The organism is Pseudomonas sp. NFX224, from assembly GCF_048565165.1.
Lineage (GTDB): Bacteria > Pseudomonadota > Gammaproteobacteria > Pseudomonadales > Pseudomonadaceae > Aquipseudomonas.
The window spans coordinates 5,458,352-5,475,595 of record NZ_CP183416.1; the positions used below are offsets into that span (position 1 = coordinate 5,458,352).

Annotated in this window: 18 protein-coding genes and 1 pseudogene; 3 read left to right on the forward strand and 16 right to left on the reverse strand. The window is 58.0% G+C overall.

Annotated elements, in window-relative coordinates:
- Positions 1-361 precede the first annotated feature (361 nt).
- Positions 362-2,341, reverse strand: coding sequence for a DNA topoisomerase III (locus ACNYC6_RS24925; protein WP_419709598.1), 1,980 nt, complete (start codon positions 2,339-2,341; stop codon positions 362-364).
- Positions 2,342-2,472: 131 nt separating this feature from the next.
- Positions 2,473-2,724, reverse strand: a complete 252-nt coding sequence (locus tag ACNYC6_RS24930; RefSeq protein ID WP_419709599.1) for a helix-turn-helix domain-containing protein — start codon at positions 2,722-2,724, stop codon at positions 2,473-2,475.
- Between the two features lie 229 nt (positions 2,725-2,953).
- Between ACNYC6_RS24930 and ACNYC6_RS24935 the strand changes: the two genes are divergently transcribed.
- A complete protein-coding gene (locus ACNYC6_RS24935; RefSeq protein WP_419709600.1) occupies positions 2,954-3,175 on the forward strand; it encodes a DUF4880 domain-containing protein in 222 nt (73 codons plus the stop codon).
- A gap of 86 nt (positions 3,176-3,261) precedes the next feature.
- Here ACNYC6_RS24935 and ACNYC6_RS24940 read toward each other — a convergent pair whose 3' ends face one another.
- The 9 genes from ACNYC6_RS24940 to ACNYC6_RS24980 all read right to left on the reverse strand — a co-directional run bounded on the left by ACNYC6_RS24940 (position 3,262) and on the right by ACNYC6_RS24980 (position 10,629).
- Entirely contained in the window at positions 3,262-3,699 is a 438-nt protein-coding gene (locus ACNYC6_RS24940; protein ID WP_419709601.1) for a single-stranded DNA-binding protein, read from the reverse strand.
- Positions 3,696-4,205 (reverse strand): DUF3158 family protein, encoded by a 510-nt coding sequence (locus ACNYC6_RS24945; protein ID WP_419709602.1) that lies wholly within the window; start codon positions 4,203-4,205, stop codon positions 3,696-3,698. The genes ACNYC6_RS24940 and ACNYC6_RS24945 overlap by 4 nt, the downstream gene beginning before the upstream one ends.
- On the reverse strand, positions 4,202-4,963 hold the full coding sequence (locus tag ACNYC6_RS24950) for a PFL_4669 family integrating conjugative element protein (protein ID WP_419709603.1): 762 nt from the start codon (positions 4,961-4,963) through the stop codon (positions 4,202-4,204). Before ACNYC6_RS24950 ends, ACNYC6_RS24945 begins: the two co-directional genes overlap by 4 nt.
- Positions 4,964-5,145: 182 nt before the next feature.
- On the reverse strand, positions 5,146-6,345 hold the full coding sequence (locus ACNYC6_RS24955) for an STY4528 family pathogenicity island replication protein (RefSeq protein WP_419709604.1): 1,200 nt from the start codon (positions 6,343-6,345) through the stop codon (positions 5,146-5,148).
- Positions 6,339-6,890: a DUF2857 domain-containing protein gene (locus ACNYC6_RS24960; protein ID WP_419709605.1), complete on the reverse strand. Its 552-nt coding sequence runs from the start codon at positions 6,888-6,890 to the stop codon at positions 6,339-6,341. Before ACNYC6_RS24960 ends, ACNYC6_RS24955 begins: the two co-directional genes overlap by 7 nt.
- 16 nt (positions 6,891-6,906) lie before the next feature.
- Positions 6,907-8,472: a ParB family protein gene (locus ACNYC6_RS24965; RefSeq protein WP_419709606.1), complete on the reverse strand. Its 1,566-nt coding sequence runs from the start codon at positions 8,470-8,472 to the stop codon at positions 6,907-6,909.
- Positions 8,473-8,665: 193 nt separating this feature from the next.
- Positions 8,666-9,562, reverse strand: coding sequence for a ParA family protein (locus tag ACNYC6_RS24970; RefSeq protein WP_419709607.1), 897 nt, complete (start codon positions 9,560-9,562; stop codon positions 8,666-8,668).
- A gap of 3 nt (positions 9,563-9,565) precedes the next feature.
- Positions 9,566-9,778, reverse strand: coding sequence for an AlpA family transcriptional regulator (locus ACNYC6_RS24975; protein ID WP_419709608.1), 213 nt, complete (start codon positions 9,776-9,778; stop codon positions 9,566-9,568).
- A 119-nt stretch (positions 9,779-9,897) separates the two neighbouring features.
- The gene (locus ACNYC6_RS24980) at positions 9,898-10,629 is read right to left on the reverse strand and encodes a hypothetical protein (protein WP_419709609.1); all 732 of its coding nucleotides are present in this window, start codon (positions 10,627-10,629) and stop codon (positions 9,898-9,900) included.
- Between the two features lie 245 nt (positions 10,630-10,874).
- On the opposite strand from ACNYC6_RS24980, the gene tnpB reads away from it, so the two are divergent.
- Together tnpB and ACNYC6_RS24990 are read left to right on the forward strand one after the other, a co-directional pair.
- Positions 10,875-11,183, forward strand: a complete 309-nt coding sequence (tnpB, locus tag ACNYC6_RS24985) for an IS66 family insertion sequence element accessory protein TnpB (protein WP_419709610.1) — start codon at positions 10,875-10,877, stop codon at positions 11,181-11,183.
- Positions 11,184-11,236: 53 nt separating this feature from the next.
- Positions 11,237-12,436: pseudogene (locus ACNYC6_RS24990) on the forward strand (transposase); the annotation flags it as partial.
- Between the two features lie 467 nt (positions 12,437-12,903).
- Here the strand turns inward: ACNYC6_RS24990 and ACNYC6_RS24995 are convergent.
- The 5 genes from ACNYC6_RS24995 to ACNYC6_RS25015 form a co-directional block, all read right to left on the reverse strand.
- The gene (locus tag ACNYC6_RS24995) at positions 12,904-13,323 is read right to left on the reverse strand and encodes a hypothetical protein (RefSeq protein WP_419709611.1); all 420 of its coding nucleotides are present in this window, start codon (positions 13,321-13,323) and stop codon (positions 12,904-12,906) included.
- Positions 13,324-13,537: 214 nt separating this feature from the next.
- Positions 13,538-14,779, reverse strand: a complete 1,242-nt coding sequence (locus ACNYC6_RS25000) for a cytochrome P450 (protein WP_419709612.1) — start codon at positions 14,777-14,779, stop codon at positions 13,538-13,540.
- A 70-nt stretch (positions 14,780-14,849) separates the two neighbouring features.
- Positions 14,850-15,170: a 2Fe-2S iron-sulfur cluster-binding protein gene (locus ACNYC6_RS25005; protein ID WP_419709613.1), complete on the reverse strand. Its 321-nt coding sequence runs from the start codon at positions 15,168-15,170 to the stop codon at positions 14,850-14,852.
- Between the two features lie 24 nt (positions 15,171-15,194).
- Positions 15,195-16,301 (reverse strand): hypothetical protein, encoded by a 1,107-nt coding sequence (locus ACNYC6_RS25010; protein WP_419709614.1) that lies wholly within the window; start codon positions 16,299-16,301, stop codon positions 15,195-15,197.
- A gap of 529 nt (positions 16,302-16,830) precedes the next feature.
- Positions 16,831-17,232, reverse strand: a complete 402-nt coding sequence (locus ACNYC6_RS25015) for a nuclear transport factor 2 family protein (RefSeq protein ID WP_419709615.1) — start codon at positions 17,230-17,232, stop codon at positions 16,831-16,833.
- Positions 17,233-17,244: the final 12 nt, after the last annotated feature.

The following is a 17,244-nucleotide window of genomic DNA, read 5'->3' on the forward strand; positions in this document are numbered from 1 at the left end:
AGTTCATCGCAAATACCTCGATTGTCGCACCACCCTGATCAACCGACCCTTGTCGTGGCCTGGGTCGGAACAACTGGCACGCATCCGCGCACAAAAGGCGCCCAGTCTTTCGCCGGCGGGCACCGGTACTGAGCATCGTCGCCGAAGCGGATGACCCCTGAAGCCTGGTGCAGGCCACACGGGTCATCCGCTTTGGAAACCGTTGATATCAGGAGACGTCACAAGGAGAGGTGAGGCGGGCTCCGAACTCAACGAGTCTGGCCGAGCTGCCCGGAGCGAATCGGCCTGGGTTCGCCTAGTGGCGAGGGGCCGTTTTACTAGACCAGCGTCGAGCGCCGGCGTCAAGTGGCTACCCGTCAGCTCAGGACCGCCTTGGCTTAGCGTTGGTCTTGGTCCCCTTGACCGGCTTGGTGCCCTTGCAGTCAGGGTAACGCGTACACGACCAGAAGCTGCCAGTGCGCCCTTTGCGCTGGCGCATGGCACTCCGGCAGACGGGACAGGCCGGGCCCTTCGCCGGCGGCACGCGAAGGGTTAGTGACGCATGGCTATGCACCAGTTGCGTCAGCCAGGCCGATTGCTTGGCGAGGAAGGTCTCGACGCTCAGGTGCCCGGTTTCGATGCAGTCCAGTGCCTGCTCCCACAGCGCGGTCAGTACCGGATCGGCGACTTCCCGTGGCACCGCTTCGATCAGGGTATGTGCTGCCGCCGATGCGGACAGACTGCGCTTCTGCTTGGTCAAGTAAGCATGATCGATCAGCCCCTGGATAATCGCCGCACGCGTGGCTTCGGTGCCGATGCCGAAGCTGTCCTTGAGTGTCTGCTTGAGGCGCGGGTCGGTCACCTGATTGGCAATGGACTTCATCGCCTTGACCAGGGTGCCTTCGGTGTAGGGTTTGGGCGGCTGTGTGCGCTGCGTATTGACCGTGGTGGTGAGCACCGCCAGTGAGACACCCTCGCGCAGGGTCGGCAGTCGCTGCGTTTGCTCGGCCTGTTCGTTACCATCGGCCTCATCGATCACCGCTTTCCAACCGCGTACCTGAATCTGCTTGCCGCGCGCCTGCAACACATCCGCGTTGCTCTGCAGCAGGACCTGGGTCTTCAAAAACTCATGGTTGGGCAGGAACTGCGCCAAGTAGCGTGCGCGGATCAGCGTGTACACGGCGTGTTCGCGCTCGGACAACTGATCGAGGTCGATCGCCACGGCGGTGGGGATGATGCCGTGGTGAGCGGTGATTTTGCTGGCATTCCAGGCGCGGGAGCGCCGCATCGGGTCGATTTCCTTCAACCGTTGCCCCAACGAGGGCGCGGCGGCTGCCAGGGCATGCAGCACGCGCGGCACCTCATCGAGCATGCTGTCCGGCAGGTAGCCGCAGTCGGTGCGCGGATAGGTGGTGGCTTTGTGAGTTTCGTACAGCGCCTGGGTCGCGGTCAGGGTCTCCTGCGCGCCGAGGCCGAGCTTGGCCGAGCACACTTCCTGCAAGGTGCCGAGGTCGAAGGGCAGGGGCGGCCCCTCGCTGACGCGCTCGACTTCGACGCTGCGGACCTGCGCAGATCCGGCCGTCGCCAGGCGGTGGGCGGCGTTCTCGGCCGCCCGTTGATCAATGCAGCGCCCGGCGTCATCACAGTGTTGCGAAGGGGGTTGCCAGCGCGCCTGGAAGTCGGAGCCATCAGCGCGCAGATGAGCATTCACAGTCCAGAACGGGCTGGCGACAAAACCGGCGATGGCGCGATCACGCTCGACCACAAGGCGCAGTGTCGGCGTCTGTACGCGCCCCACCGGCAGCAGGCCATCGAAGCCGGCACGGCGGCCGAGCAAGGTGAACAGCCGGCTGAGGTTGATTCCCACCAGCCAGTCGGCGCGTGACCGCGCCAGCGCACAGTGATACAGCGGCAGTGTCTGCTCGCCAGGGCGCAGACCGCCCAGTGCACGGCGGATCGAGGCATCGTCCAATGCCGACAGCCACAGGCGCAGAATTGGGCCCTGGTAGTGGCAGCGCTCCAGGATCTCCCGGGCAATCATCTCGCCCTCACGATCGGCATCGGTGGCAATCACCACCTCGGCGCACGCCTGCAGCAATCGGCTGATGACCTTCAGCTGGGCTGCCACCTTGGGTTTCACGACCAACTGCCAGTGGTCCGGGATGATCGGCAGGTGTTCCAGCGTCCACCGTTTGTACTGCTCACCGTAGGCTTCTGGAGGTGCCGTTTCCAGCAGGTGGCCCACACACCAGGTCACCGTCACCGCTTGACCTTGCAGGCAACCGTCGCCGCGGCGATTGGCCTGCAGCACGCGGGCGATGTCGCGTGCCTGAGAGGGTTTTTCGCAGATGTACAGGCGCATGGCTAGGCGCTCCCGGTCGGATAGCGACAGGGTGGCGTGGTGAGAGAGCAGAGCCAGCGAAAAGCTGAAAGGGGCGACATCATTTGCGCCGCGATGGGTTTACGATCCGACGTCAGGGAATGAGGGAAGGGTTATTTCATGGCCAAGTGGGCGGTCAGTCGCTCCAGCGACTCGAGGGCAAACTGCCGGTCGTCCGCGCTCAAGTCCTTGAGGCGCGCCGCGATCAACTGCCACTGATCCTGTGGACGGGTACTGATCGCCAACAGCAGTTCATTTGCTGGGCAGTCGAAGATATCCGCCAATTGCAACAGCTTGGACACGGTCAGCTCGACCTGGCCACGCTCCATGCGCGAGATGGCTTCGGCGCCAATCTCGAGGCGCACGGCGACTTCTTCCTGGGTCAGATTCCGAGCCTTACGGTATTTCGCCAACTGGCTACCGATGTGCTGTGGGCTAGGCTGATGGGCTGGCAATGGGGCGTTCTCCAATTCGACCCATATGGTTGACTATCAACTTGCCCATATGAACGCCCCTAAAGGTTGACTAACAACCTTTTGGGGAGTATCACCGAAACATTGAGCGATTACCTACGCATCACCACGAGGGGTGAACATGGATCGTTTCAGTGATAGCGACATCGAGATGCTGGAGATCAAGGCGTATCAGTTGTTTCTGGCGATTCACTTGGAGCCGGACAATCCCGAGGCGCGGGCGGCTCTGATCAGCTGGGTTGAGGAAAGTCCGGCGCACCGGCGGGCATTCCATGCCCTGGACCAGCACTTGGAAGAGGTGGCCAAGCTACTGGATGCGATTGACCCGGACACCTTCCAGTAAAGGTAAGTCCTGAGCCCCACGCGGGGCGGATGACATGTCTGGAGCAGCATCGCGCTGCGCGCGCGATGCCACTGACAACCACACCCTCACTTGGCTTTACGCGAGCTCTTGCTGCTGGCGCCCTTGCGGGTTGAACCATCGCCTTTGCCGGACTCATTGGCTTTCTCGCGCATGGACACCGAGGCCAAACGATGAGGCAGGATACCGATCCGTCGCGCTTCCACCTTGAAGGTCACCCGCGCATTGTCCTCGCTGTCTTCCCACTCGTCCTTGACCGTGCGACCTTCGACCAGCACGCGCATGCCCTTCTGAAACAGCGTACTCCAGTGCTCGGCATCGCGGTGCCAGAGCTCGACCGGTGCCCAATAGCCCCCGCGGTCCTCGTAGCCACCCTCGCGCGGTACCGGGTTATCGAAATAGACATTCAGCCGCAGCAGGCGCCGCGGCTCGTCCGGGTGGGTATTGAACTCCTGGTACTCGGGGGCGCTGCCGATGTTGCCTTCGCCGACAAAAAAAGTGCTCATGGTTGCTGCTCCTCGGTGGGGTAATGGGGCGTCTCGAAGCGGACCTCGGCTGCCTGCAGCTTGTTGGCAGCTGCCGTGGCCTGGCGGTACAGGGAATGCAGGCAACTCATCTGCAGGTTCAGGGTGACCCGGTTGACTTCCAGTTGGTGCAGCGCGGCGCGAACCGATTGCGCCAGCTGCGGCTGTCCCATCGCCTGCTTCCACACTTCGGCGCCCATGCAACTGAAGTCACGACTGCGCCAGCGCAGAAAGTCGGTGCCCGCCGAGCTGTGCTGGACCACCAGCCGCAGGTCCAGCAGCGAGAAGGGCGGCTGCGCCACAATGGCCAGCATCACGCCCATGAGTTGTGCAACCTGATCGCGCAGGCAAAGCACAGTCTCGGCCAGTTGCAGCAGTTCCCCCTTACCCTTAAAAGGCTTTAAAAGGCCTTTTAGGGAGGCACCTTGTTCGAGCTGGCGATAGGCATCCGAGGAAAAACGGCGCGCGATCGCCTCGGCCAGCGTCATACGTCACCGCCTTCCGGCAAGGCGGCAGGGGTCGCGGCATGGTCCGCATCGCTACCCTCCGAATCCGGCTCAGCCGCTTCGGTCATCGTGGCGCCACGGGCCACCGGCGGGGCGAACTGCGAGCGCCGCGAGCCCTCGAGAATGTCCTGGGGTGGAATGCCGAATTTGTCGATCGCTTCGCGGGCGCGGGCATTATTGGCCGCCATGTCGTCGCGACTGACCCCCGCCAGGCGATAGCGCTGCGCCAGGCCGAAGAGGCTTCGCAGCAGATGCGCGCCGCGATCGATCCAGATTTCCATGTCGCTGCGACCAATCAGTGCCGTGTGATGGGCCAGCAGGACCCGCCGCACCAAAGTGTCGTAATCGGTTAGTAGGTACACCGCGAGAAACCCGAGCTGGCTGCCAATAAACAGCGGCAGGGTCACCGGGTGAATGTTGAGGTTGTCGCCGATGTCGATTTGAGTGGGCAGATCGCGTTCGACCAGGCTGACCTGCTCGGTCAAGGCGAGCATCTCGGCCTTGGCCTGCAGCAGCTTGTCCTCGAGTTGCAGCATGAACCAGTCGGCGAACGGATCGTCCTGACTGCTGGCCTGCTTGAGCAGATTGGTCACGCTGATGTAGCCGGCCATGCCCATGATCGCGTGCACGCCTTCGCGGGCCGTTCGGCCTTGCCACAATCGAGCAGCGTGATGGGTGTGCAGGGTCAGGGTGATGCTGCTGCGCAGTGAGCCCAGGTTGAGCTGGTAGTGGTCGACCATCGCCGGATCCTCGCCGTCGGAATGACGCAGACGATCAGCGTTCCTGGGTCACCTGGCAGCGATCAATGTGAAGGCGATCCACTCGCTTTGCTTGGTGAGTGGACTTCTCTGGATTGAATGCCACTGACATCACTTCCAGGGAGTTCCAATCACAACACTCCCGCGCACGCGAGCCGCCGAGATCATGATGTGCGACTAATCACCCCGCAGCGAAGCTTCAATTGCTCGAGATAGGTCCTTGCTAGGGGCGACGCGGCACGGCTACCCGATGGTTTTGAACGCTCATAAGCGGGCTCAGGAGGGCGAATGCGCCTAGGAGGCGCAGAGGCGGCGTCGCTGCGTGCGGCCCAGAGGGTGAACTCGCCTTGGCAGGCGCGCTTGATCAGCCCCATCAGGTACGCGATCGGCTTGCGGATGTCGCCGCGGCCACAGCGCACGGCCGCTTCATTGATGACCGCTTGGCGCTGTTCAGGCTCCAGCTGGCGCAGCGCCTGGGCGGCCATACGTTGTTCGGCCGGACTCAGCTGCAGACCCGCTGGCCAGATGGAGCTAGCGCTGGCCGAGGAGGGCGGTACTGTATTTTTTTTGCTTTGTTGTTTTTGTACAGTACAGCCTTCCTCGGGATTCCGAACGGCAGCCGAAACGGGCGCGTTCGCGCCGGGTTCGGAATCGACTTCTGGCGAGATTGCACTCCGAACGCTGTGATTTTCACCCAGTTCGGGATGCTCAGGACCACTGGAAACCTGCAGCGGTAATGCCCTTTGAGTCGTCTGCGCGGCGGGCGTAGCGAGTCTCGCCAGCGCATCAGCTGAAACCTGTGAGTCGGCGTGCAGCTCCTCGATCACGTGCTGGGCGAGATCGCGTACGCCTTTGGTGGCATGGCTAAGGCTCTGGCTGATCAGGGCCAGGTATCCGCCATCCAGTTTGATCGCTTCAGCCGGTGTCAGTGGCTGGTCGTGCAGCACATACACGCAACCGCGCAGGCAGCCGTTTTCGTCGCGATATCGCTCGACCAAGCTGAGCCAACGGGTCGCGCGCAGCACGTTAAACGCCCGGGCGATGGTTTCGCGTGAAGCCTGCACGCCACAGGGGCTGGTCGCCAGGTAGGGCTGCAGGTCCTGATAACGAGGAGTACGCATCTGCCGCTCGGTGATCAACCAGCGCAGCACCAGCCACATATTGCGCTCCAGCGGTGTCAGCCGACGATCCTGGAGCAATCCTTGGGGCAGTGGGTCGTTGTTCCCGCGGTAGACGAAACTAGGCTGTGCCTCGGCCGCCTCGCGCATGGCCTTGGCTTGCTCCGCTTCTGCCAACCTGCGCCTGAGCGTGTCATAGCACTGGCGCACGACATCTTCCCAGTCGACGGTGTAGAACTTCAGCATGGGGTACCTCCGTAGAGCTCGATCTGCTGCCAGATCAGGGTCAGACTGATGTGCTGTTCCTCGGCGAGCATCATCATGGCGTCCAGGGGATCGCTATCAGGGTCTTCTTCACGCAGCTGACGCCAGCGGTTCCAGACGGCGTGCTCCTGGGCCTCGCTAAGCTGAACCGGGCGGCCACGGTGGGTCTCGATCTTCAAGACCCGCCGGCGCAGGGCCGTCTCGGAATGATCGAGGCCGAAGCAGCGATACATGATGTTGGAACTGGCGCCGAGCTTTAGGGCGCGGTTGACCAGTCGCTCGTTGAGCTCATCGCGTTCGGCCTGGGCGATCAGTCGACGCAAGACGGTGGAGTCGACTTTGATTTCGACCCAGGAGATCGTGGAATGCGCCAGGTGAGACAAAGTCGTCGGTGGCAACGACTGCAGCACCTCGATGTCCTCGTCGTCGAGGCCCAAAGCCTTGCAACGCTGCAGACGACCATGGCGCAGCTCATGCAGTACTTGGTTCAACATGGCATGGTTCAGCAGATTGAACGGTGTGCTCATGAGGCACCTCCGGTTGTTAGCGGGTGGGCGACAGCGTGAATTCGATCAGGCGCCGAGAGAGCCGGATAAGCGAAAACAGTTGTCCCAATTGAGGGTCGGGAAGGCGCTCAAGCCCGATGGACAGAGGCGGGCGTTCGCTCAACGGCAGGTCATATGCGCCTATCAGCAACTGGCCAAACAGCGCAGCGGGCAGTTGCTGGCGTTGCTCCCAGTCGACTTCATCTTGCAAACGCAGCAACGCTGCCAGCAGCAGCTGAACACCGGTGCTGTCGGAGGTTGAAGGTCCTGCGTTATCCGCAACCAGCATGAAACCCAAGCCATCGTCTGCTGCGCTGACCATCTGGCGGGCGTTGGCATAGTCCGCAAGCTCGCCGGCCAGATGAGCGCACGCTTGGCGCAGTTGTGTCAGGTTTTCCGGAGCGTGGGGTAGCGGCCACACGGAATCGAGGCAATCCGCCACCCATAGGCGTCCATCACCAGATGCGTCGGCGAGCGAAGGGGCAGGAGAGGACGCGGGTAGCCGCTTCTCCTTGGGAACGTCGCCGGGTATCAGTGCTGACGCGGTTTCGGCCGTTTCAGTTGGGTCGATCGGGCTAACTGGATGTGTCACGGCTTGCTGGGATGGTGATTCAGGTTCCGTCCTGGGATGCCTATGCGGGGCTTCGTCGGAGTGATGAGGACGGGGACGTGAATCCTCTGGCTCAAGTGGTAGGCGTGATGCCCCAGCAGGCCCCTGGATCAGTTCCAGGGCCAACCATCGAGGGGACTGGTTCAAGCGCTTCGCCATGTGGGCGAGCAACTCATCCTGCAACTCAGCGGTATCCAGATCGGCTGTCTCGCTGTCGAACCTGGACAGCACCTCCAGCCACAGCGGGGTGAACTCGAGTGGGGCAGCGGCGCTGCGATTCCAAACCGATTCTGCTCGCCGTCGTAGGCTAATGATCCGCTCGATGGAAGGTTTGCCCAATCCCGCGTACAACGTTTGAGGAACGGCCGGTAGCAAATGCTCCAGCGTGTCGAGCATTCGGCTGATATGCGATTGCGAGACTGGATAGCCGCCGGCTGTTAAGTGCGCGGCCAATTCACGCTGGCTCAGACCATCGCGTTGCTCCAACACCATCTCTCTGAATTTTGCAACGGCGAGTGCGCGCTCGACGAAGGTCAACTGACCGTGCAGGTCGCTTTCAGCCAAATGGCCCAGCAGTACGTCAGCCTCGGACCGCCAAGGCCGAAACAAACAGGTGATGCTGAAAAAGCGCGCTTCGCGGGTTTCTTGCCAAAGCTCCCCGAGAATACTGAGGCGGGTATTGCCCCCATTACGGATGATGAAATGGGCCTCGTTGGGTCTACGGGTGATCGACGGTGGTTGGTCCAAACCGCGATCCCGGATGGACGCCTTTATGTCCTCGAACAAGGGGTTGCGGATGAAGCGCGGGTTATGTTCGTAAGGGCGTAGCTGCTCGAGGGTGACGATGATGGGGGTGTCGCAGGTAGGGTCAGCCAGCGGGATCAGAGAGTCTCTCTGGGGGAAATGAGATTGCTGAAGTTTTTGGGTGATTTCTTCTGACGTTGGGGTCTTCATCACACGGCCTCTGATCAACCACGGCGGGTGAACCGACCGATCGCCTTAACGATGGGGTTGCGGCCGAGAAATGCACCGCGAAGGTGCTCCCGAACGGTCCTCGGCACAAGGCCAATAATGAGCTCGTAGCAATGGGCAGGCACGGATAAGCCGAAAACTGTGTCGGCAGTAAGTGTCAGTTCGGCTACCTGGGTCATGGTCGATTCGAGCACTGTGTGCTAGTCCGTTTCCCAAGGGAAGCCGACTGGGCGTCTGGTATAGAGACACTATTGACGGCGGTTATTTTTTGCCGCCATTCAGGAAACAGCTCCAGCGCCAGCGAGACCATGACCTCGCCCGCGCACTGGCTGCGTGTACTGCAGGCAGGCTTGGTATCGACGCGATGGACCGGTAGGCCCAGCGTGGCTGCATTCAGATAGGCAACACGATCTGGAATGACGGTGGCACACACGCTGACATGCAGATCAGCTTGAAACGTGGTTTTGAGGCTCTGCATGATCAAACGGGTATCACGACGATTGAAGTTGACCTGGTTCAGGAGGAGTTTCACTGACGGCAGTGGTACTCCCAGAAAGCGATAGGGCTCAAGCTCTTCAAACATTCCCAAGGTGCCGCGGCGCAGTTCACGTGCGGCGAGCATTTCGGGTGGCATCGGACAGAGTACGCAGTCGGAAGCGAGGATTGCCATTTCCACGACTACGCTTCGGGCGCCTTGAGTGTCCACGATCAACACATCGTAACTATCCTCAAACGCAGACCGCAGGTTACGCAAACGCAGGCGCCCATCGGCCGCATGCAGCAGCTGCGTGTTCAGGTGGGCACCGGGATCATTAGACACGATAAGGTCTAGGCGTTGGATTACGGTAGCAGTGACGATCTGTTTAGGGTCTGTGAGTTTTTGCGCAATCAGTTCATAGCTTCCGGCATTGCAAGCTACTGCAAGCGGGTAGTAGCTGGAGAGCGTCGGTTGGCTGTCCAGATCCAGCAGCAACACCCGCAGTCCTGAATCGGCAAGCAATCCGCCGAGGTTGGCGGCCACGGTGGTCTTGCCCGCGCCACCCTTGGTTGAGATCAGCGATAGGACTTTCATGGCTCAATGTCCACTGGCCAGGCGGTCTTCAACCCATTGCTCGATTTCCAGAGAATCCCAGCCCACAGCGCGCGTACCAATACGTCGGCATTGGGGAAACTGTCCAGCTTTCATCAGGTTGTAGATATGCGAGCGCTTGAACCCGGTTTTTTGTTCGACCTCATCGCGACGCATGATGTGGCGATCTGCAGGAGCTGAAGCGGTTACCGATTGCATGATGTCACTCCTTAGCGCCGGGTGGCGCGTGGCGGGATGTCACAGTCAGTGAATAACGTGATTGGCGTAGAGTCATTGCCAGGCAATGGCCGCCATTGCCTGGCGATAGACCTAAGTGCTCAGCTGGCTTGGGACAAATGTCGCCGCGCCTCGGCAAATTTCCGATCAAGGGTGCGTTTACTCAGTCCCGGAAAACTGGGGAAGCGACAGAGGATGGCTTCGACAATGGCCGACTGATTTCTATAGATGGATTGCACTCGGCCGTTGAGCGAGCAACCCAAGGCACAATCAAGCAGCGCTCCTATGATCATCAGAAAAACTGCTTTGGATGACTCTGTCGGCAGGTCCTGGTCCTGGGCCCGACCTGATAACACGTCGCACTGCCGCGTCTTCTCCACCAGTTCCCTATTGAGTGATGCAACCTTCTGACGAAGTTCTTCGATCACGCGCTTGGATGATTGCACTTCTGCTTCCTGAGCCAGATGCGCGCCGAGGCTGACGCACTGAGAATGCTCATTCTCCGTCCTGAAAAGGAAGGACGGTTTTTCATCGGGGAAATAGCGAGCTATCCAAATCCGTAGATCCGTATGGCGGATAGTAAAGAAGGCACGCTCCGCGTGGATGCTAGATACGATGGGGTGCCCCAGATATGTCGCCGGCAGTTCGTGACAACTGATTGCGTCGTAAATCCGCTCCGCGTAGGTATGAAGAAAAGGCCATTGTGGAAAAAGCGTGATCAATCTTGCTGAGCTCGTGAGCGCGGTTTGAACAATCTCCGCTTCGTACGGCTCAAGGTCAGACCAAAGAATTGCAGCATCTAGGGGATGGTAAAAATTTCTGAGCGAGACCATGGCTCAGCCTCCTAACATATCGTCCATGAACCGGTGCCTGCGGGATCGTTGCAAAGTTACCGTCAGGACCAGCGCCAGATCAGAAATTCATTCTGGATCCAATTTACGTGACATTGAGTTCTTTTTTTAGTTCGATTTTTGGCGACAAATTACGACGCATTGCATAAAAGACGCTCAATATTTCTTCCTGATATTCAGCCCGCTATAGGTTGCTACGTCACCGAGCCAGGGGAAGGGGCCCACGCGTGTTATCGCCAACATACGGTGCTTATCTGTTCGACAACCGTCGGGCCAATCGCATGAAAGTGCTAGTGCACGACGGACTGGGTATCTGGCTGGCGGCGTGCCGCCTGCATCAAGGCGAGCTCTTCTGGCCGGGTTCGGCACTGCTCACAGATGGAGTTGGGTACCGAACAGCTGCATGCCCTGGTGCTGGGGTTGCCTTGGCAAAGAGTCGGCCCAGGCGGCGCGATTTCAATCATATAACACCTGCCATGACCACCCGGACCACGCATTTGTCCGATCAGCCTATCGTCGGTTTTGGCACGCTCTGACAGAATCGGCGGCATGACTTCGTGTCCCAATCGTGACCAACTAAACCCTGAACGAACTGATGATTCGCGTGCTCATCCTGGGTTACTGCTACGGCATTCGCTCCGAACGCCGGTTGTGCGAAGAGGCTCATTTGAACCTGGCGTATCGCTGGTTTTGTGGTTTGAGCCTCGAAGATGACGTCCCCAATCACTCTACGTTTGCCAAAAAATGCCATGGTCGTTTTCGCGACAGCTCGCTGTTTCGCTGGCTGTTCAACGAGGTGCTGCGTCGCTGCATGGACGCTGGTCTGGTTAAGGGCGAAGGGTTTGCAGTGGACGCCAGTATCATCAAGGCGGATGCCAGTCGCCAGCGAGGGGTACATGGTGATGAGGAGGTCAGCTGGAGTGATCTGTCGTTAAGTACTCGCGCCGTTCGTGAGTATCTTGAAGCGTTTGACGAAGAGGCCTTGGCTGAAGCGCTACCGAAGCGCCTGTCACTGACCGACCCTCTCGCTCGCTGGACAGCCGTGCCAGGAAGCCCTGCGTTTTTCGCTTGCTCGACGAACTACCTGATTGATGTCGAGCATGGCGTGATCTTGGATGTAGAACCGACACCGGCTCATCGAACGGCTGAGGTCGACAGCACCACGACGATGATTGATCGGGTCGAAGAACAGTTCCAAATCAAACCGGATCGCATCATTGGCGACGCTGCTTACGGTACCGCGTCGATGCTGGCTTGGATGGTGGAGGAGAAAGACATCGAGCCGCATGTCCCGGTGTGGGACAAAACAGAGCGCAAGAACGACAGCTTTCCGAGCAGCGATTTCCAATGGAATGAAGAGACGAAAGAGTATCGCTGTCCATCCGGAAACCTAGTGCGCAGCGAGTGGCGCGCCTTCAAGAACAAACGCTCACATGTCACGAAAGCCGACACCATTATCTTCCGATCTCGGCAAGCCAACTGTGCTGCATGCTCAATGAAAGAGCGCTGCTGTCCGAACACTTCATCTAGAAAAAATGCACACACTATCCATGAAGCAGCACGCGATGTTGCCTGGCGCATCGCCACGACGCCTCAATATGTGTGCTCTCGCCATGAACGAAAGAAGATCGAAATGTTGTTCGCCCACTTCAAACGAATTCTGAACCTGGATCGATTGCGACTACGCGGGATGAGCGGTGCGAACGGTGAATTCACGATGGCAGCAGCGGTACAGTATCAGCGGAGGCTGGCCAAACCTACTTCACAAGGGCCGCCGCCCACGGGATAGGTACGCCCTGATTCAGCAAAACCCTCCAATCAATCTACTGACCAAGCTGCAACGATCAACGCAGAACCGGAAAAGCCACGCAACGTGGTGAACAGGTTCTGAAGAGACGATCACTCAACGTCTTCCAGTTTGAAATTCCGACTTATTCAACAGAATCGGCGGTTTACGGTCTCTGATGAAGGGCGCAGCGTCATTCCAGCCTAGCCGCTTCTGCAGGTCGATGTCGGCAACCAAGTTGAATTGGTCGGCATAACGCGTTGCTCGGTCGTTGCTGTGATAACCGCCGCGCAGCAAAGTCGAGGTCTCACCGGTGTAAGCATTGCATCTTCATGAGTCAGGCCCGGGCATACCCGTACTGTTCGCACGGGCGGCTTCTCACAGATCGAGTAAGCACCATTTGATGCGCCTTGGTCTTGGCTCGAGGTACACTAGTGATGGCGTTTATCGAGCGTGAGACACTGACGTAATCAAGGCATGTCCGTCTCTGCAGACATTGGGCGATAGCCCCCAAAAATGGATGCCATTTTCCATTCACCCTGATCTTTGTTGAGGTTGTAGTTGCCATATAGTCGAGCAATAACCTTGCCCGTCTCATCGAGCCTACTGGCCTGAACGTTGACAACCGCCACATCGTCTTCCAGCAGGTGCGCCGAGAAATGGTCGATCATCGACTTGCTCCAGATCGCTTCTTTGGACTTCGCAATCAATAGGATGCAAAAATCCACCAGGGGTTCCCGTTCAGTGAATACCTGCCTCGGATAGCCCTCTGCGCGAATTATGCAAGGAAGTGCCAGAGCCTCTGCAAACACACGGGCATCCCCCTGAGCAAACGGTGCGGCATAGTGCTTGTACCAGAAAGCTTCGATGTCTTTTTGTTGACTGTCCATCTGAGTTGACTCTCGACGACTTCATTTAGGCCACGGGCGCGGCGGACTTGATATTCCGGCCAGGGTTGAGGGAGGCGGTAATCTGACAACGTTGTCAGTACTCGGCCATCCTGCCATCAGCATCACATGATGGTAAGGCTTTGACGGCAATCGCCAGCGCAACGCGCGCCACCCATCTAGACGGTAAGTCCATCCTGTGTGTACGCGCGATGAGTCACTGGGGGGCGACGGTCACTGGTGTGAAGGTCATCGGCACATAGCGTGGCACGGCTTTCGCCTGACTGGTCATGTATTTGACAGGCTTGTCCGGGTGCAAGCGGTAATCCTTGATCACCGCATGGAACTCCTGAAGCGCCGTCATGATTTCAAGTGTCGCCAAGTGCTGGCCGATGCATTGATGCACTCCGCCTCCAAACGAGAGATGAGTCTGGGCATTGGATCGACTGAAGTCGATGACATGAGGATCGGGGAATTGACGAGGATCATGATTTGCGCCGCCAGTGGGCAACAGAATTATGTCACCTTTTTTCATCTCGACACCCGCGAAAGTCGTGTCGCGAGCAACCTCTCGACGTATCTGATGGAACCCGTGATAACGGATCATCTCGGTAGCGGCCTGACGGGTGAGGCTGGGATTATCGATAATCTGCTGACGATGTTCCGGGTTCTGTGCCAAGAACATAAACGCGTAGGTCATCATTGACGTGGTCGATGCCGTGCCCGCAAAGAACAAAAGCGACGCCATGTTGAGGACTTCATCATCCGTCAGCTTGCGGTCACCCAGATCAGCATCCAGCAAAATGCTGATGATGTCGTCGCCCGGCTGTGACTTACGCTGCGCGATCAAGTCCAGGAGAATTTCGTCTATCTCTTCACTGACGCTTTTACGATAGTGTCGCGCTGCGTCCTCGCCCTCTTGCAGCAGGACGTCCGCTGCGCCAAACACCAGTCCGACTGAAAGATCATTAAACTTGCGGAAGTTCGAAGGATCGACGCCGAGCATCCCGCAGTACATGGCTGAAGGCATCGAAATAGCAAAATCATCGACGAACTCACATTCGCCCAATGACGCTATCCGCGCGATCTGTTCCTTTGCAACAGTGCGCACCACCTCTTCAAGTCGTGCCACCATGCGAGGTGCGAAAATCGGCACCATGAGCTTGCGGTAGATGCCATGGTCTGGCTCATTTAGCATCAACGGGATATGAATACGACTGTACGGATTAAGGGGCAGGCCCTGAGCGTGCTGAACGAACAATTCGTGATCACGAAAAGCTGCACGAATATCCTCATAGCGAGTCAGCACCCAGAACCCGCCATGGCGGGAGCTGTAAAAGGCGCGGAGGTCTTCGCGGAAGCCGTCAACAGCACTCGGAGGGAACACTGAGATTTCAGGGCCGTGAATATGGTCGTAATCGACCACCAGCTCCTTCGGGATTTCGTTCAGTCTGCTCATGGTTAATGTCCTGTTTATTATTAGTCAGTGGCGTGTAGCCGTGATCAAAATGAGCGCGTGCGCCCGCGCATCAGCACTGGGATTCAGGGAGTTCGACAACCAATCCATCCAGCGCCTCAGTGATAAACACTTGGCAAGACAGTCGACTGGTATTGCGAACATCCAGGGCTCCCATCAACATGGCCTTCTCTGTCTCATCAGCCTCTGGAACCTCCTCACACCATGAGCCCGTGATGTAACAGTGGCACGTCGCACAGGAGCAAGCGCCTCCGCAATCTCCAAGAATTCCCGGTACAGCGTTGTCCTTGGCCGCATCCATCAGCGACAAACCAACGGCAGCGTTAACAATGAATTGCGTACCGTCTGCTTCGATATAGGTAATTCGTGGCATTGCTCATTTCCCCTCACACAATACTTAGTTTCCGGTGTATTTCAGTTCCCAGATGGCCCCATCGGGAAGATGGAATTCTCCGGTAGAGTAACTTTTGCCCCAGTGGGTGATAATCAAGCGATCGCCCTGAAACAGAACATCATTTCGCCCGCTTCTCAACTGAGTGACAAGGGGTTTCAATGTACCGTCTGTGTCCTCGTACAAAATGGCACCGTCATGGGGGAGAGCGGTGTGGTCATACATCGACTGAGACTGATTGATAGAGCCATGGTCGGTGAACAATAACTTTCTGCTCAACGGACCGAAGGTATCAGTGGCGCGGGCAGGAAACGCGAGCATTCTGTTTCCGACGGCGATAGGTTCATCACTTAGTTTCCCGTTTTCTACCACATGGAACGCACATTCTTGGCCGATTTTGCGTCCGACGTTATTGTCACCGATGATGAACGTCCCACTTGGAATCCCGCCCACGATCAATCTCCCTTTATGCTCTGGAAAACAATCGTCGGACCCGAAGCACAGGGCTCTCGGTAACAACGCAGGTCCCCTGATGCCGTCCATGATTGCGAGCGTCGTGGTTTCTCCGCGGCCGTTGACGGCATAGATGGAATTATTACGAAGGGCGGTGAAGTAATAACTTCCTTCGTACGGCGATCCTGTAGGTCCAAAGCCACCAGGGATCAGGGCGGCAGGAATGCCGTTGCCAATGGCGCTTTCATTTCTAGGGATTGTCGCAAACAGAACGAGGTCTTGGCTTTTGCGGTCCCAAATATGGATGACGTGATCCATATGCGCGCCACGCCGCCCAGGCTGGACCTGGCTGAGGATGAGCGCATGTCCGGCCCATCGCCCGAAGGACGCAGGTGCTATGCGTGGGAACATTGGCATGCCAAGGTGAGTCCTTCCCCAAGGCACCGCGGGCTCAAGTCGATCATCAGGGCGAAGCCACCACAGAGCGCCATGGCCCAGGTCAGGGTCGAATTCCGCCTGCGAGGGTTGTCCTCCCACATCACAAATAGGAATACTCCCGTCTTCCTCGATCCAGTTACCTACATGGGGATCGAACAGCACATCATTCGTCGGTACCACAATCCGGAATGTGTACCCAGGCACATGCACCTTAGGGGTCATTTCGAGTGCTTCACCTTCGCTCCAATCTCGCATTGGCAACCTCTGGCAGTCTGAACGCTATCGACCATTTGAGAGATCTCAATTAAGAAATCTTCAATGAATAAATGGGATTAATGACGATTGTTCGTTTTTATTTGTGAATAGAGATACCTCTAAAGCTAACCCATTCGCAAAATACCGTCAAGCGCTTCAGCTGAGGGGGCTCTGAGCGCGTTATGGTAGTGGGAAAGCAGGGCATAATCGTCAGCGATTAGAGCCGGATGATTTCCAGCGCTGTCTTTAAACCAGCGGTCTTTTGTCTGCGGTGAACACACACTCACATACGATCGCTGCGACTTACCAGGTCATATATTGAAGAAGGAGAATCCCATAGCCCCACACCGACCTGGTGAAGAGCTACAAGAAACGCACAGGCGATGCGAAAAACAATGGCAATGCGTTCGAACACGAAGGCTATCTCGATTACGGCCTCAGAGGGGATAGCTTGAAAGCTGCCAACAGCTCAACCACCTGCGCTGCTGTGAAATCCTTAGGTTGCAATAGGCGTAGGAAAAAAGGTGAACCAGCGCTCCTTGAATTGCCATCGCCCTGTGTTGCACACATAAACGTCTTTGTAGTAGCCGCAAAGCGGACCGTATGGGCTCCAGGGTGCATACATGGAGCATGTTCCTCTCGCCTCATCGTCTAGCAGGTCTATGATGTGGTTGACTACTAAAGGCACGCGGTCGCCCGGCGTGATGTCGTTCACCAGCATGTTCCGCAACGCCTCACCTGTCAGTCTCTTTTCAGGGGCGCCGAACGTGCCGTCCGGTGTGAAAAGATCCATGAGTGCGTCGATATCACCTGACGTCACGTGCTGAGCGTAGCGTGCAGTGAGCTCCATGATTTCGTTACGACTTTCGAGTGCGCGGATTCGTGCCTCTAGGCTCATATTCATCTCCTG

Coding starts and splice junctions, on each gene's coding strand:
- ACNYC6_RS24925 (WP_419709598.1), bottom strand. CDS start 2,341: ATGCGCCTGTACATCTGCGAAAAACCCTCTCAGGCACGCGACATCGCC.
- ACNYC6_RS24935 (WP_419709600.1), top strand. CDS start 2,954: ATGGATCGTTTCAGTGATAGCGACATCGAGATGCTGGAGATCAAGGCG.
- ACNYC6_RS24940 (WP_419709601.1), bottom strand. CDS start 3,699: ATGAGCACTTTTTTTGTCGGCGAAGGCAACATCGGCAGCGCCCCCGAG.
- ACNYC6_RS24945 (WP_419709602.1), bottom strand. CDS start 4,205: ATGACGCTGGCCGAGGCGATCGCGCGCCGTTTTTCCTCGGATGCCTAT.
- ACNYC6_RS24950 (WP_419709603.1), bottom strand. CDS start 4,963: ATGGTCGACCACTACCAGCTCAACCTGGGCTCACTGCGCAGCAGCATC.
- ACNYC6_RS24955 (WP_419709604.1), bottom strand. CDS start 6,345: ATGCTGAAGTTCTACACCGTCGACTGGGAAGATGTCGTGCGCCAGTGC.
- ACNYC6_RS24960 (WP_419709605.1), bottom strand. CDS start 6,890: ATGAGCACACCGTTCAATCTGCTGAACCATGCCATGTTGAACCAAGTA.
- ACNYC6_RS24965 (WP_419709606.1), bottom strand. CDS start 8,472: ATGAAGACCCCAACGTCAGAAGAAATCACCCAAAAACTTCAGCAATCT.
- ACNYC6_RS24970 (WP_419709607.1), bottom strand. CDS start 9,562: ATGAAAGTCCTATCGCTGATCTCAACCAAGGGTGGCGCGGGCAAGACC.
- ACNYC6_RS24975 (WP_419709608.1), bottom strand. CDS start 9,778: ATGCAATCGGTAACCGCTTCAGCTCCTGCAGATCGCCACATCATGCGT.
- ACNYC6_RS24980 (WP_419709609.1), bottom strand. CDS start 10,629: ATGGTCTCGCTCAGAAATTTTTACCATCCCCTAGATGCTGCAATTCTT.
- ACNYC6_RS24995 (WP_419709611.1), bottom strand. CDS start 13,323: ATGGACAGTCAACAAAAAGACATCGAAGCTTTCTGGTACAAGCACTAT.
- ACNYC6_RS25000 (WP_419709612.1), bottom strand. CDS start 14,779: ATGAGCAGACTGAACGAAATCCCGAAGGAGCTGGTGGTCGATTACGAC.
- ACNYC6_RS25005 (WP_419709613.1), bottom strand. CDS start 15,170: ATGCCACGAATTACCTATATCGAAGCAGACGGTACGCAATTCATTGTT.
- ACNYC6_RS25010 (WP_419709614.1), bottom strand. CDS start 16,301: ATGACCCCTAAGGTGCATGTGCCTGGGTACACATTCCGGATTGTGGTA.
- ACNYC6_RS25015 (WP_419709615.1), bottom strand. CDS start 17,232: ATGAGCCTAGAGGCACGAATCCGCGCACTCGAAAGTCGTAACGAAATC.